Source organism: Pseudoclavibacter sp. AY1H1, from assembly GCF_002931055.1.
Lineage (GTDB): Bacteria > Actinomycetota > Actinomycetes > Actinomycetales > Microbacteriaceae > Pseudoclavibacter.
Genome location: NZ_PSXX01000006.1, coordinates 82,238 through 97,332, shown reverse-complemented (window position 1 = coordinate 97,332; position 15,095 = coordinate 82,238). Strand labels below are relative to the sequence as shown.

Annotated in this window: 11 protein-coding genes; 8 read left to right on the top strand and 3 right to left on the bottom strand. The window is 67.0% G+C overall.

The window, feature by feature from the left end:
- The first annotated feature begins 57 nt into the window (after window positions 1-57).
- Window positions 58-1,497, top strand: a complete 1,440-nt coding sequence (locus C5E05_RS11165; RefSeq protein ID WP_104341962.1) for a DUF308 domain-containing protein — start codon at window positions 58-60, stop codon at window positions 1,495-1,497.
- Window positions 1,498-1,754: 257 nt separating this feature from the next.
- Here the strand turns inward: C5E05_RS11165 and C5E05_RS11160 are convergent, their stop codons facing one another.
- Window positions 1,755-3,185 carry a CCA tRNA nucleotidyltransferase gene (locus tag C5E05_RS11160; protein WP_104307570.1) on the bottom strand — a complete coding sequence of 477 codons (1,431 nt, stop codon included), beginning with the start codon at window positions 3,183-3,185 and terminating at the stop codon, window positions 1,755-1,757.
- A 92-nt stretch (window positions 3,186-3,277) separates the two neighbouring features.
- Here C5E05_RS11160 and C5E05_RS11155 point away from each other — a divergent pair, with 92 nt between their 5' ends.
- The 7 genes from C5E05_RS11155 (at window position 3,278) to C5E05_RS11125 (ending at window position 12,230) form a co-directional block, all read left to right on the top strand.
- Complete coding sequence (locus C5E05_RS11155; RefSeq protein WP_104341961.1) at window positions 3,278-5,686, top strand: DUF6049 family protein; 2,409 nt, start codon at window positions 3,278-3,280, stop codon at window positions 5,684-5,686.
- A 2-nt stretch (window positions 5,687-5,688) separates the two neighbouring features.
- Window positions 5,689-7,770, top strand: a complete 2,082-nt coding sequence (gene murJ, locus C5E05_RS11150) for a murein biosynthesis integral membrane protein MurJ (protein WP_194686410.1) — start codon at window positions 5,689-5,691, stop codon at window positions 7,768-7,770.
- A gap of 71 nt (window positions 7,771-7,841) precedes the next feature.
- Complete coding sequence (trxB, locus tag C5E05_RS11145) at window positions 7,842-8,834, top strand: thioredoxin-disulfide reductase (RefSeq protein WP_104244178.1); 993 nt, start codon at window positions 7,842-7,844, stop codon at window positions 8,832-8,834.
- A 91-nt stretch (window positions 8,835-8,925) separates the two neighbouring features.
- The gene (trxA, locus tag C5E05_RS11140; RefSeq protein WP_104244011.1) at window positions 8,926-9,249 is read left to right on the top strand and encodes a thioredoxin; all 324 of its coding nucleotides are present in this window, start codon (window positions 8,926-8,928) and stop codon (window positions 9,247-9,249) included.
- A 24-nt stretch (window positions 9,250-9,273) separates the two neighbouring features.
- Window positions 9,274-9,759, top strand: coding sequence for a Cys-tRNA(Pro) deacylase (gene ybaK, locus C5E05_RS11135; protein WP_104341960.1), 486 nt, complete (start codon window positions 9,274-9,276; stop codon window positions 9,757-9,759).
- 150 nt (window positions 9,760-9,909) lie between these two features.
- On the top strand, window positions 9,910-11,232 hold the full coding sequence (locus C5E05_RS11130) for a PLP-dependent aminotransferase family protein (protein WP_104244015.1): 1,323 nt from the start codon (window positions 9,910-9,912) through the stop codon (window positions 11,230-11,232).
- A 35-nt stretch (window positions 11,233-11,267) separates the two neighbouring features.
- Window positions 11,268-12,230: a D-alanine--D-alanine ligase gene (locus C5E05_RS11125; protein WP_104244016.1), complete on the top strand. Its 963-nt coding sequence runs from the start codon at window positions 11,268-11,270 to the stop codon at window positions 12,228-12,230.
- A gap of 174 nt (window positions 12,231-12,404) precedes the next feature.
- Here C5E05_RS11125 and C5E05_RS11120 read toward each other — a convergent pair whose 3' ends face one another.
- Both C5E05_RS11120 and C5E05_RS11105 read right to left on the bottom strand, forming a co-directional pair.
- Complete coding sequence (locus tag C5E05_RS11120; RefSeq protein ID WP_104342020.1) at window positions 12,405-13,382, bottom strand: ParB/RepB/Spo0J family partition protein; 978 nt, start codon at window positions 13,380-13,382, stop codon at window positions 12,405-12,407.
- A gap of 458 nt (window positions 13,383-13,840) precedes the next feature.
- Complete coding sequence (locus tag C5E05_RS11105; protein ID WP_104244018.1) at window positions 13,841-14,764, bottom strand: ParA family protein; 924 nt, start codon at window positions 14,762-14,764, stop codon at window positions 13,841-13,843.
- Between the last annotated feature and the right edge of the window lie 331 nt (window positions 14,765-15,095).

Below are 15,095 nucleotides of genomic sequence, written 5' to 3'. Positions count from 1 at the left end.
CCAGCACAACCGGCGGCCCCCGTGGTCCGCTGAAACGCACCACTACCTAGGGGAATCATGAGCGATCCAACAGGCGGCGCGGGCGAACGCGACCCGAACGCCCCAGTGCCACAGAACTCAGCACCGCAGGAAGGCGACGCTGCGGCGTCGCAGGCTCCTCAGGCGGCGTTCGGCGACCAGCCCGGCGCAGCCGAGCAGGGCTCGAGCAACGGCTACGGCGTCGGCAGCAGCTACGGCTCGAGCGGCGACAACTACCAGGCCCCGGGCAACTACACGGCGCCTGGCGGCTCCTACGAGGCCCCGGGCTCCGCATCCGGCTACCAGGGCGGGCAGTCGTCCTACTCCGGTTCGACCGGTTCGAGCGTGCCGAGCGCATCGTCGAACTCGGGCTACTCGACCCCCAACTACGGTTCGTCGAGCGACAACTCCAGCTACGGGGCGTCGAGCGACAACTCGTACTCGTCGCCGAGCGCTGGCTCGTACACGGGGGACACCTCGTACACGGCACCCTCCGCATCCGGAAGCGACTACTCGGCTCCGAGCTACGGCAGCACTCCCGACTACTCGGCCGGAAACGGCTACGGGAACGACAGCGCACCCGGGTCCTACGGGTCAGCACCCGCACCCGACGCGTACGGGGCATCAGCGCAGAACAACGCGTACGGCTCGGCTCCGGCACCCGACGCGTACGGCACGTCCGGACAGGGCAACGCCTACGGCGCCCAGTCCCAGGACCCGAACGCAGCTCCCGGCGCCTACGGAGCGGCTCCTGCCTACGGAGCAGCCGGCGGTGCTGGCGGAGGCCAGCAGCAGCAGTATGGCAACTACGCCCCGCAGGGCAAGGGCGGCTTCAACGTTCTCGGCCTGATCGCAACGATCGCGGGTGCCTTGGCTCTCTTGATCTGCCTCATTCCCTTCGCCGGGTACTTCTTGGCGATCGTGTTCGCGCTCGCCGCGATCGGCCTGGGCATCGCCGGCCTCGTCGTCAAGCGCTTCAACGCGAAGAAGCTCTTCGCAATCATCGGCGTAGCGCTTGGCGGCATCGCGCTGCTCGGCGGCTGGGCGATCACCCTGGCCACGAGCGCCGGGGTTGCGCAGGACATCTCCGACGAGGCCACGACACAGATCGATGAGCTCTCTGACGAGTCATCCGGCGAGCTGGAGATCGAACTGACCATCACCAGCACGGGCACCTCCCCGGTCGACATCACGTACAGCTACGAGAACGGCCTGGCTGGCTCGGACCGTGTCCAGGTCGACACGGAGGCGCTTGCGACAGCAGTGCCGTGGTCGGAGACCACCACGATGAAGTACGAGGCTTCGTACGGATACGACAGCACCCTCGCATCTGTTTCCGCGAGCCACAGCGACTACAACGACCAGTCAGAGCTCTCCTGCACCCTGACGGTCAATGGAACCGTGATCGTGGAGGCGAGTAGCTCAAGCTACGTCTCCTGCTACGACTCGAACCTCTCGCAGTACGCGCTCGCCGAGTAGCTCCAGTCGCATCGACACGAACGGCCCCCTCTTCGGAGGGGGCCGTTCTGCGTTGCTTCGACAGACCAGAGTTCGCTTGGCAGACCAGCCGCGCTGAATCCCCTGCCCGTGCATCCAAACGTGCACCGTCCGTGATGGGTTTTCACGACCGGTGATGGGAAAGAACCCATCACCGTCACCGAAAGTCATCACGCGCCTCAACGGCGCCACGACGGACCGGTGCCGCCTCGGACTGGTGCCGCTTCGGAGCGGTGCCGCTACGGCCGGTTCTGCTCCCACCAGTCGAGCAGTCGCTGCTTCGCGTCGTCGTGCTCGAGCGGGCCCTCGTCGAGGCGCACCTCGAGCAGGTGCTTGTATGCCTTGCCGACGAGCGGGCCGGGGGCGATGTCGAGGATCGCCATGATCTGCTCCCCATCGAGACTGGGGCGCACGGAGTCGAGCTCCTCCTTCTCCTGCAGTTCCAGGATGCGCCGCTCGAGGTCGTCGATCGCGAAGAGGAGCCGATCGGACTTCCGCTGGTTGCGTGTCGTGATGTCGGCGCGGATGAGGATGAGGAGCCGCTGCAGCTCTGGTCCGGCGTCTCGCGCGAATCGTCGCACCGCCGAGTCGGTCCAGCCCGCGCCCTCGTAGTTGAAGACCCGCATGTGGAGTTCGACGAGGCGCGCCACCGACTTGATGGTGTCGTTATCGAACCGCAGTGACGTGAGGCGCTTGCGCGCGAGCTTCGCGCCGACGACGTCGTGGTTGTAGAAGGTGACCTTCCGCCCCTCGCCGAAGCGTCTCGTCTTGGGCTTGCCGATGTCGTGCAGCAGCGCGGCGAGGCGCAGGACGAGGTCCGAGTCCGCTCCGGGGTTGCGCTCGCGCTCGAGGCTGATGGCCTGTTCGAGCACCGTGATGGAGTGCTCGTAGACGTCCTTGTGCCGGTGCGCGTCGTCGCGTTCGAGCTGCAGCGCGGGCAGCTCCGGCAGCACGAGCTCGGCGAGCCCCGTCTCGACGAACAGCTCGAGGCCTGGCCGAGGCGTGTCCGTCTTGAGCAGCTTCACGAGCTCGTCGCGCACTCGTTCCGCGGAGATGTCGAGGATGCGCCGCCGCAGCTCGACGATCGCGTCGAAGGAGTCGCGGTCGAGCTGGAAGCCGAGCTGCGAGGTGAACCGCACCGCCCGCAGCATCCGCAGCGGGTCGTCGCCGAACGATACTGCGGCCTCGATGGGCGTGCGCAGGGTCGTCTCGATGAGGTCTTTCGTGCCGTCGGAGGGGTCGACGAGCGTGAGCGCCGGGAGCTGCAGGGCAAGCGCGTTGACGGTGAAGTCGCGCCGATGCAGGTCGCCGTCGATGGTGTCGCCGAACGCCACGACGGGCTTCCGGGAGGTCCCGTCGTAGCTGTCGGCGCGGTAGGTCGTGATCTCGACGGTCTCACCGGAGAACCGTGCCCCGATCGTGCCGAACTCGCGACCGATGTCCCAGTGCGCATCCGCGATCGGGGCGACGATGCGGAGGATCTCATCTGGCCGAGCGTTCGTCGTGAAGTCGAGGTCGGTGACGTCCCTCCCGAGGAAGGCATCTCGCACCGGACCGCCGACCAGGGCGAGCTCGAAGCCCGCGGCCTCGAAGGCGGAGGCGAGCTCGGCGACGGGAGACGCGGTCGCGAGTCCGCGAAGGCGTTCCATGGCGGACTGCACGTTTTGCATCCGCTCATTCTACGAGGCGAGGCGGACGGTCGGCTCGCCTCTGAGGGCGCGTTCAGCTCGCCACCTCGCCGTCCGTCCTTACTATGGAGGTCATGGACCACGCACCGCGCGCCGCTGTGCCACGGTTCCTGCGTGCCTGTGCACGCCGGGTTGTCCCTGCGACGCTCCTGGCGTCGGTGCTGGCGCTCGGGGTCACCGGTGGCGCGTCAGCTGCACCCACGAACCAGACGAGCCCGGCCACGGTCAGCGCCTCGACAGCCGCGCCGCGAGCCATCGCCGACGCGCCGGACGGGCAGGTCTCGATCTTCGCCGCGCCGGCCGACGGCGGTCTCGTGCAGCCAGGCGGACCGCTCGTCGTGGAGCTCGTCGTCGTGAACAAGACGGATGCCGAGATCGCGCCCGGCCAGCTCGAGCTCGCGGTCGGTTCGTCGACGATCGACACGAGGTTCGCGTTGAATGCGTGGAGCTCCTCGAGCAACGAGTCCGCGGTTGACCGGCTCGACGTAGTCGCGGACCTCGCAACGGAGAGCGTCCCGCCCGGGGAGACCGAGCTCGTGAACGTGTCGGTATCTGCGGAGGGGCTGCCGTTCGCCGCCACCGACGACTTCGGTCCCCGAGCCATGGCCGCGACCCTCACGAGCGGTGACTCGAAGCTCGCACAGGCGCGTTCCACGATCGTGCTCAACGGCGTCGCTGCCGCTGAGCCGACGCTCGTCTCGACCGTCGTTCCCATCACCTCCGGCCTGTTCGTCGATGCCGATGAGGCGCTGCTCAGCAGTGCGCGGCTTGCCGAGGAGACGGCCCCGGGCGGGCGCCTCGAGAAGATCCTCACCGCGGTCGAGGCCAGCCCGAACTCGACGGTCGCAATCGACCCCCGCCTCCTGGCCTCGATCCGCGTGCTCGGTTCTGCAGCGCCGCAATCGGCGCTCACATGGCTGGACCGGCTGACGGCGATCGACAATCAGACGTTCGAGCTTCCCTTCGCAGACGCGAGCCTCACCCTCCAGTCGCAGTGGGGGGCCCAGCAGCCGCTGGAGGTCACGAACTTCGACTTCGACATCGATCCCGCGAACTTCGCCGATCCCGCGGAAACCCAGACGCCGACGCCGACGCCGACCGAGAGCGCCGACACCGGGACGCTCACCCCCTCCGAGGACGAGGCGGCGGGCACCGACGCAGAGGGCAGCGCGGAATCGTCCTCGTCCCCCGAGGCGACCACGACCGAGTCCCCCGCGCCAACCGCCACAGAGGATCCTGAGCCGGTCGCACCGCCGCTGCCCACGACCGAGAGCCTCGTCAGCTTCCCATACACGATGAGCGGCGTCGTCTGGCCGCAAGCTGGCACCGTCCAGTCGGCAGACCTCGACAGGTTCCGCGACTGGGGCGGCGAGTCCCTCATCCTGGACGACTCCAACACGGGGGTCAGCGCGGACGCGGACTTCACCGAGAGCGCGCAGGCCACGGTCGCAGGCTGGAGCGCGGTCATCGCCGAGAAGACCCTCGACGACGCGATCGACGACGCCGTGCACGCCACCACGGACGAGGAATGGAACGAGGCGGCGACGCGCATCGCGACGCTCCTGGCCGTCGTGACGCGCGAACTCCCCTACGAGCCGCGCACGCTGGTCGGCACGGTGACGCGCGACGAGTTCGACGGCGATCGCCTCGCACAGACCCTGCAGTTCGTGGATGGGCTGAGCTGGGCTTCAGCGACACCGCTGACGTTCCCGAGCGACGCCGACACCGGGCGGCGGGAGGCCTCCCTCATCGACGGAAGCGTCGGCGAGTCCGCGTTCAACCGCATGACGAACGTCATGCAGACCATCGAGCGTGCGCAGGTCATCTCGACGATCTTCGAGGACCCGCAGGACTACAGCGAGCCGGTCCGAGTCGCCGGCATCGGCGCCCTCGCAACCGGGTGGGCGACCACACCGGCAGAGGCGCAGACTGCCGTCAGCGGGCTCCGCAACCACGTCACGCTCACGGAGTCGTATGTCCAGCTCGGCGACACGAGCGAGGCGCTCATCGTCGGCCGCGACACCGAGCTGCCGCTCTTCGTGTCCAACGCGATCCAGAACCGCAAAGTCACCGTGCTCGTCGAGTTGAGGCCGACGACGGGCGCCGTCGAGACTGGCGACGCCGTCGCCCTCACGATCGAGCCGAACTCGATGTCGCGGGTCGGCATCCCCATCAAGGCGATCGCCAACGGACCGACGTACGTCACCGTGAACGTCATGACCCCGGATGGCGAGCAGCTCTCCTCGACGAAGCAGATTCGCCTGGATGTGCGCGCCGAATGGGAGAGCATCGCGATCCTGGTCGCGAGCGCCGGCCTGGCCGTGCTCTTCATCGCGGGTCTCGTGCGCACCATCCGTCGTCGGCTCGCAGCAGTGGCCGGACCCGGAGCCGAGCCTTCGGACGCTCAGACTTCCGCCGAGGACAGCACCCAAGCCGACGCGGCTGACACCCAGACCGCCGACGCGGCGAAGACCGAGGAGTAGGCATGGCTCAGGGCATCGCTCGGGCGAGCGCGCTCCTGGCATCGGGCACCATGGTGTCTCGCGTGCTGGGCTTCGTGAAGGCCATCGTCATCGCGCAGACGATCGGTGTCATCGGCGTCTCCGCCGACGCCTACGCCGGGGCGAACCAGCTGCCGAGCAACATCTACTCGATCATCTCGGTCGGGCTCCTCAACGCCGTCATCGTGCCGCAGGTCGTCAAGGCAGCGAGACACGAAGACGGCGGTCAGCTCTACGTCAACAGGCTCGTGACGCTCGCCATGGTGCTGCTGGGCGGGCTGACGATCCTCGCGACCGTGGGCGCGCCCATCATCGGCGCGCTCTACGGCGCGAGCCTCAGCCCCGAACAGCTGGGGCTCCTCGTGGCGTTCGCCTACTGGTGCATGCCGCAGATCTTCTTCTACGGCATGTACGCCGTCCTCGGCGAGATCCTCAACGCCCGCGGCCTCTTCGGGCCGTTCGCGTGGGCGCCCGTCATCAACAACGTCGTCGGCATCGCAGGCCTGCTGCTGTTCAGCTCCGTGTTCGGCGCCGACCCGACGGGTACCGGGCGCAACATCGACTCGTGGGACCCGACGATGATCGCGATGCTCGGCGGCACCGCCACGCTCGGCGTCGCGATGCAGACGATCGTGCTGCTGTTCTTCTGGCGTCGCGCGGGCCTGCGCTTCGGCCTGGACTTCCAGTTCCGCGGCACGGGCCTCGGACAGGTCGGCAAGCTCGCCGGGTGGACGCTCGGCATGCTGCTCGTCATGCAACTCGCGGGGCTCGTGGAGACGATCGTCGCCTACCTGGCATCCGGTGAGAACGCGTCGATCGCGGCCATGCAGAACGCGTTCCTCATCTTCGCGCTCCCGCACGCCGTCATCGCCGTCTCGATCGCCACTGCGTTCTTCACCCGCATGAGCGCGGCGATCAGTGACGACAGACCCCAGGACTTCATCCGCGACCTCTCCGAGGGCTCGCGCCTCATCGGCATGTTCTTGCTGTTCGCCGGGTTCGGCCTCGCACTCGTGGCTGTGCCGTTCGCGCGGATCTTCGCGACGACGGATGCCGGCATCAACTCGATCGCGGCGATCCTCATCGCGTTCCTGGTCGGCCTCATCCCGTTCAGTGGCCTGTTCCTCGTGCAGCGCGCCTTCTACGCGCTCGAGGACACCAAGACCATCTTCTTCGTGTTCCTCTTCACGTTGCCACTGCACATCTTCGGCATGGCGCTCGCCGCGATCGGGCCGGTCGAGCTCATCGTCGTGGGCCTCGCCCTGATGCAGTCGATCATGTCGACCCTGCGGCTCGCGATCCTGCTCTTCATCCTGCGGAAGCGGATGGGCCAGCTCGACTTCGCGAACATCGTTCGCTCCTACGTGCGCTTCACGATCGCGGCCATCGCTGCATCCATCCCAGCCCTGATCGTCATGGTGCTGCTCGGCACGTTCCAGGAGGACGGCTTCCCCCGCTCCGGCATCTTCCAGGCGCTCGTCTCGTGCGCGATCGGCGCCGGCATCATGGCCCTCTTCTACTTCCCCCTGCTCTGGCTGCTCAAGTCACCCGAGTTCCGGGGCTTCGCCGGCCCACTCCTCGCTCGTTTCGGCATCAAGCCCGGCCCGCCATCGAGTCCAGCCCGCCCCGGCGAGGAGGGGCTCGACGAGGATGACCTTCCGGCGTTCCCAGAAACCGTCACCGTTGGCGCGGAGGACTCGGCACCGACGCCATGGAATCTCGCATCCGAGGAGATCGAGCCAGACCCTGCGGACGAACGCAGGCAGGCTGCGGAGCAGGAACAGCGCGAGGAGCGAGTCAACGCGGCCTCCTGGGCGTTCGGTGGCGCCACCGAGGACCTCTCGACCGCCGGCATCATCCTGCCCATGCACTCGCGGACGACCGAGATCCCGAAGGTCGGCCGCCAGGAACCGCCCCGCACCCGCCGGGAGCGTCGCGAGGAGGAGCGCCGAGCTGTGATCGAGCTGGCCGCCCGCCGTGAAGAAGAGGCGCGTCTCGCCCGTGAGGCCCGGAGCCAGGCCGATGACGACGACGGGCGCGGTTCAACACCTCGTCCGAAGGAATAGTCGCTAGTCTCAACGCGTTTGCCTGTATGTCGAGCCGCGATTCCCGCGACTCGGAGAAGTGCGGAGGACTCATGCGGAACGTCATCATCATCGGTTCAGGCCCCGCCGGCTACACGGCTGCGATCTACGCGGCCCGTGCTGGCCTCAAGCCTGTCGTCATCACCTCGAGCGTCGAAGTCGGCGGCGAGCTGATGAACACGACCGACGTCGAGAACTTCCCCGGCTTCCCCGAGGGCATCCTCGGCCCAGACCTCATGGAGCGCATGCAGGCGCAGGCTGAGCGCTTCGGCGCCGAGCTCGTCTACGACGACGTCACGACAGTCGACCTCGAGGGCGACGTCAAGAAGGTCTCCACGTCGTACAGCGGCGACTTCGAGGCGCGCACGGTCATCATCTCGACCGGTTCCGCCTACCGGAAGCTGGGCCTCGACGCTGAAGGCAGGCTCTCGGGCCGCGGCGTCTCCTGGTGCGCGACCTGCGACGGCGCGTTCTTCAAGGACCAGCACATCGCGGTCGTCGGCGGCGGCGACTCGGCGATGGAGGAGGCGACCTTCCTGACGCGCTTCGCGAGCAAGGTCACGATCATCCACCGCTCCGAGAACCTCCGCGCATCGGTCATCATGCGCGAGCGTGCGGAGCAGAACCCGAAGATCGAGTGGATGCTCAACTCCCGTATCGAGGACATCACCGGTGAGGCGAGCGTCGAGTCGGCGAGCGTCCTCAACACGGCGACCGACGAGCGCACCGAGCTGCCCGTGACGGGCGTGTTCGTCGCGATCGGCAACGACCCCCGCATCGACCTCTTCAAGGATGTCCTCGACATCACCGAGGAGGGCACGATCTGGGTGGATGGCCGCTCCTCGCGCACGAGCATCCCCGGTGTCTTCGCCGCCGGCGACGTCATCGACCCCCACTACCGTCAGGCCATCACGGCTGCGGGCTCCGGCACGGTCGCGGCACTCGACGCGGAAGCGTTCCTGGCGGCTCTCCCCGAGCCGATCGCGGAGGAGTCGGAAGACCAGGCAGCCGCCGCGGTGACGGAGAGCGAAACCGTCATCGTCTGATCGACCGGAGCGCACGCAGACTCAATCCGAGCAGGCACTCCGCCCCGAACACCATTCACCACGAAGCACGACAACTCCCACGGAGGTACCAATGTCAGAACCGATCGTCGCCACCACGGCGAACTTCGACCAGATCGTGGCAGACGCCCCGGGTCCCGTCATCGTCGACTTCTGGGCGCCCTGGTGCGGCCCGTGCCGCCAGGTCGCCCCAGTGCTCGACCAGATGAGCGAGGCGCACGAGAACCTCTCCATCGTCAAGGTCAACGTCGATGACGAGCCTGACCTGGCCATGAAGTTCCGCATCACGAGCATCCCGGCCCTCAAGCTGTTCTCGAACGGCGAGGTCGTCAAGGAGGTCGTCGGCGCATACCCGCGTGCGGCACTCGAGAAGCAGTTCGCCGACTACCTGGGCTAGACCCGACCGGCGAAGGAAGCAGACATGGCGAGGGTGCCGATAACGCCCGCAACGAAGGCGCTCGTCGCTGCCGGGGTCGAGCACGTGGTTCACAGCTACGTGCACGACCCCGGCGTCTCTGCGTTCGGCGCCGAGGCGGCTGCGAAGCTCGGCATCGACGAGGCCCGCGTCTTCAAGACGCTGATCGTGCAGCTCGACGAGAAGCAGCTGGCTGTCGCCGTCGTGCCCGTCAGCGGGTCGCTCGACCTGCGCGGGCTCGCTCAGGCCGCTGGCTGCAAGCGCGCGGCGCTCGCCGACACCGCGCTCGCAGAGAAGCGGACCGGGTACGTGCGAGGTGGCATCAGTCCGTTCGGCCAGCGGATGCGACTGCCGACGTACCTCGACGAGTCGGCGTTCGCGCATCCGACGGTCTTCGTCTCCGGCGGACGCCGCGGGCTCGACATCGAGGTCGCGCCGACGGCGTTCCTGCAGGTTGTCGACGGCCATCGCGCACCGATCTCGAAGCGCTGATTCGGGGGCTGGGGACGCAAACAGGGCTGCGCACGCACTTCGCCTGCAGCTCACGCACGCGGGCCGATCAGTCCACTTCCTGCATGCGGTTCGCGAGACAACGCTCGGCGCGGGCGTATCCTGGGATTTCGACTCTCGCGAAGGAACCCCGTGACGCATCCAGGAGACGTCGGCCCGCAGACAGGCCGAAACCTTGACCCGTGGTACACCAGCTACGCCGACCGCACCGCCGGTCTGGCCGCCAGCGAGGTCCGAGCCCTCTTCGCCGTCGCCTCTCGCCCCGAGGTCGTGTCGCTCGCCGGCGGCATGCCGTTCGTGCAGGCCCTCCCGGAAGAGCTCATCCACTCCGCTTTCTCCACGATGATGCGGGAGCACGGCTCCGAGGCACTGCAGTACGGGGGCGGGCAGGGCATCCCCGAGGTGCGGGAGCAGATCCTGCAGGTCATGAGCCTCGAAGGCATCAACGACGCGTCAGCGGACGACGTCGTCACGACGACCGGTTCGCAGCATGCCCTCGACCTCGTGTCGAAGCTCTTCCTGAATCCGGGAGATGTCGTCCTCGCGGAGGCACCCAGCTACGTGGGTGCACTCGGCACGTTCAAGTCGTACCAGGCGGACGTTGCCCACGTCACGATCGACGACAACGGACTCATCCCAGAAGCGCTCGAGGAGACCATCGCGCACCTTCGTGCCGAAGGCAGGACCATCAAGTTCCTGTACACCGTCGCGAACTACAACAACCCCGCCGGCGTCACGATGAGCCTCGAGCGGCGCATCCGCGTGCTGGAGATCTGCAAGCGCGAGCACATCCTGATCCTCGAGGACAACCCGTACGGGCTCCTCTACTTCGACAAGCCCGGCCTGCCAGCGCTGCGTTCGATGGATGCAGAGAACGTGGTATACCTCGGGTCGTTCTCGAAGATCCTCTCGCCGGGCCTCAGGGTGGGCTGGGCGCTCGCGCCGCACGCCATCCGCGAGAAGCTCATCCTCGCCGTCGAGGCGTCCATCCTCTCCCCGTCGACGTTCAACCAGTGGGTCGTCACCGAGTACCTGCGGCAGAGCGACTGGCAACAGCAGATCGAGGGCTACCGGGACGTGTACCGGGAGCGTCGCGACGCCATGGACCAGGCCCTGCAGGAGCACCTCCCGCAGCTCAGCTGGACGAAGCCGGACGGCGGCTTCTTCGTGTGGGTGCGCCTCACCGAGCAGCTCGACTCGAAGCAGATGCTGCCCCGCGCCGTGAAGGAGCTCGTCGCCTACACGCCAGGAACCGCGTTCTTCGCCGATGGCCGCGGCCGCCACGAGATGCGCCTCTCGTTCTGCTACCCGACCCCCGAGCGCATCAAGCTCGGCGTGCGGCGTCTCGCGAATGTCATCAACGGCGAACTCGACCTCGTCGAGACGTTCGGAACGTCGACGCGGCGCGGGCCCGACGCGGACCGCGTCAATATGCCGCCGCCCAACATCTCCTGACCGCGGCACCTGACTCTCCTACGAAGGGAACCCCATTGAGCATCGAGGGCCTGCACGTCGTCATCCTCTCCGGCGGCATCTCGCATGAGCGGGACGTCTCGCTGCGATCTGGCAGGCGGGTCGCGGATGCGCTCAGCCGAGCGGGCGCGAACGTCACCATCCGCGAACCCGACGCCTCCCTGCTCAGCTTTCTCGAAGAGTCGAAACCCGACGTCGTCTGGCCCCTGCTGCACGGCTCGAGTGGCGAGAACGGTGCCCTGTACTCGCTGCTGCGCGCCGCACGCATCCCGTACGTGGGGTCCCGGCCGACGTCCGCGCGGCTCGCGTGGAACAAGGCGACCGCGAAGGCTCTCGCGAAGCGAGCAGGGCTGTCGACTCCCCCTTCGATCGTGCTCGAGAACAGCACGTTCCGCGAGCTCGGCGCCGAGGCCGTCATGCGCCTCATCGCGCGCGGCATCGAGCTGCCAGCTGTCGTGAAGCCCGTCGAGGGCGGGTCAGCGCAGGGCGTGACGTCGGTCTCGACGTTCGAGGAGTTCCCGCAGGCACTCGTCACCGCGTTCACCTACGACGACACGGTGCTCATCGAGAAGCGCATCGAGGGCCGCGAGGTGATGGTCGGCGTGCTCGACCTCGACGGCGAACCGCTTGCCCTGCCTGCAGTCGAGGTCGTGGCCAACAAGGGTGTCTACGACTACGAGGCCCGCTACAACGCCGGTGAGACGACGTACTACGCTCCGGCGAGACTGTCCGACGAGGAAGCCCAACGCGTCAGCGAGGCGGCCCTGCACGCGGTCGCGACGATCCGTCTCTCCGACATCGCACGGGTCGACTTCATCGTCGATGAGGCCGGCGTCGTGTGGTTCCTCGAGGCAGACCCCATCCCGGGGCTCACGGAGACCTCGATCGTGCCCCTCGGCATCGAGGCCGACGACTCCGAACTCAGCGCGATCTACGCGCAGCTCGCCGCATCTGCCGCAGCGCGCGGACCACTCGAGTAGGCAGCTCTTCCCCGCAGAACAGCTGAGGTGGATGTGCGGTCGACGCGCATCCACCCCAGCTGTTCCTGGGCGGGACTTCGCTGGACCTGCACCCGAGTGGCGAAGCAGTCCAGGGACGGCAGGGAGACGGGCAGGCTGTCGGCGCCGCCAGGTGCGGCGCCGACGTGGGCCGAGCTACTTGCCGGGTGCCGACTCCCCGAGCTCCTCGAGGATCCGATTCAGGTCCGCGATGGAGGCGAAGTCGACGACGATCTGGCCCTTGGTGCGCCGCAGGGTGACCTTGACGCGAGTGTTGAGGCGGTCACCGAGCTGCTCGCCGATCTCGTCGAGGTACCCGGTGAGGCCGCTGCGGGGCTCCTTGTGGATGGGCGCCTGGGTGTCTGCCTTGGCGCTGCTCGACTTGGCGGCGGCAGCTTCGGCCGAGCGAACGCTCAGGTCCTCGTTGACGATCTTGTCGGCGAGCTGTTGCATGGCTGCCGGTTCGCCGGCGCTGAGGATCGCACGGGCGTGGCCTGCTGAGAGCACACCGGCTGCGACGCGACGCTGAACTTCCAGCGGAAGCCGAAGGAGGCGCAGCGTGTTGCTGATCTGCGGGCGCGAACGACCGATTCGCTCCGCGAGCACCTCCTGCGTGATCCCGAAGTCGTTGAGGAGCTGCTGGTACGCGGACGCCTCTTCAAGCGGGTTGAGCTGACTCCGGTGCAGGTTCTCGAGGAGCGCGTCACGCAGCATGACGTCGTCTTCGGTATTGCGGATGACGGCTGGGATGCTCGAGAGACCGGCTGCCTTCGTCGCCCGCAGGCGACGCTCACCCATGATGAGCTCGAAGTCGGCTTCGTCGCGGAGCGGGTGGTCGGCCGGGATCGGGCGAACGACGATCGGCTGGAGAACCCCGAACTCACGGACGGAGATGATGAGCTCCTGCAGCGCGGCCTCGTCGAACTCGGTTCGAGGCTGGTGCGCGTTCGGAACGATCCGGCTCGGGTCCAGGGCGCGCAGGGTCGCACCAGGGATCTCGATGAGGCCGTCTCCGTCGACGACGCCGTTGTCGCTGTCAGCACTGCTCGGCGCAGCAGTTGCATCGAGCGCTTCGGGCGAACGCTCCGACGCCGGTGCGCTGGTGCTCGTGAGCTCCTGGGTGTCGTCGACCATACTAGTTGAATCGATCTTCTTCGATTCAGCCTCGTTCTTCGGAGTCGCGGGGTCGCCTGAAGCTGCCTTCGCAGCCGTGGTGCGGGCCTTGGCTCCGGCAGGGGCCTTGGCAGTAGAAGACTTGGCAGCAGGGGTCTTGGCAGCAGACACCTTGGCCGTTGGGGCCTGGGTCGTTGATGCTCTCGCACGACTTGCCCGAGTCGCGGGGGGCTTCGTTTCCGTACCCGTCTCTGCGGTCTTCGCGTCGAGTGATGCCGCCTCTTCGGCCGCGGCGGCATCAGACGCGACCGTTGTCGCCTCTTTTCCTGCATTGGTACGCGTCGATGCAGTCGTGGGATAAGCAGGTGTGTCGCTGTCGAAGAAGACGTCGGAGGGGCGTGATGCACCTCGGTCTGACGTGGGGATGAGGGCCCCGATGCCCCGACCGAGTCCGGTCCGTTTTTTTGTAGCCATGTTGTTTATGCTCCTCGCTGGGCGATTTCGACGGCCGCTTCGAGATACGCGATCGCGCCGGTCGAGGTTGGTTCGTGGGAAATGATGGTCTTGCCGAAGCTCGGGGCTTCCGAGATACGGACGGTGCGAGGAATCGCAACCTTCAGCGTCTCCTGTGGGAAGTGCTCTCGAACGTCGGCGGCGACCTCCTGCGACAGGTTGGTGCGCCCGTCGTACATCGTCAGCAGGATCGTCGTGAGTCGAAGCTGCGGGTTGAGGTCCTGTGACAGGAGATTGAGGTTCGAGATCAGCTGTCCGAGTCCCTCAAGGGCGTAATACTCGCACTGGATGGGGATGAGTACCTCTCGCGCAGCGACGAAGGCGTTGATCGTCAACAGGCCGAGCGAGGGAGGACAGTCGATGAAGACGTAGTGGAATTCCTGGTCAGTGCCTGTGGTCTCGTCGAGGAGCCCAGCGATTGCCTGACGCAGGCGGTAGTCGCGCTTGTCGAGGTTGACGAGCTCGATTTCTGCGCCCGCCAGGTCCAGTGTCGCCGGCACGCACCAGAGGGTGTCGATGTCTGGGCACTGCTGCATGAGCTCGCTGAGCGGTTCTCCGTCGAGGAGAGCCTCGTAGGTTCCCGCGGTCTCACCACGGTGTTCGATACCGAGCGCAGTAGAAGCATTGCCTTGTGGGTCCAGGTCTATGACCAGAACGCGGGCGCCGAGCGTCGCGAGGGCCGCCGCGAGGTTGACCGCGGTTGTTGTCTTCCCGACTCCACCCTTCTGGTTGGAGATCGTGAAGATGCGCGTGTGATCGGGGAGGGGAACCTCTCGTTTGACGAGGCTCTTTCTCCGCTGGTTCAGTTCAGAGAGAGCCGTGGCGAGCGGTGAATCGTCGAGCTGCGACGCTGGTGGCGAAGCGGCATCGCCGGCAGATGAAGCTTTCAAGAATGCTCTCCCTCAAGTAGACGTCTCAATTGTGCCCCAGATCGCACGCGGAAACGCGGTGACGCTCAGGCTTGTGGAATCAGTGCACCGCGGTGGGGGTAGTTGGTTTCACGTGGAACATAGGCCTGGCATCATCAACTTCAGCTAGAGGGTTGAGGTGCCGTGGAGACAGCCGACACCAAGAGCTGGTCCCAGCCGGATCTGAAAAGGCTCGACCAGTCCACTCGAACTCGTTTTTACCCAAGCCCTGCCTCCTCGTAGCGTCAGACTGGGAGCCCTCAGGAGTGAGGTGAGGGGGGGAAGTGACGCACGCGCGTACACACCCACGGCC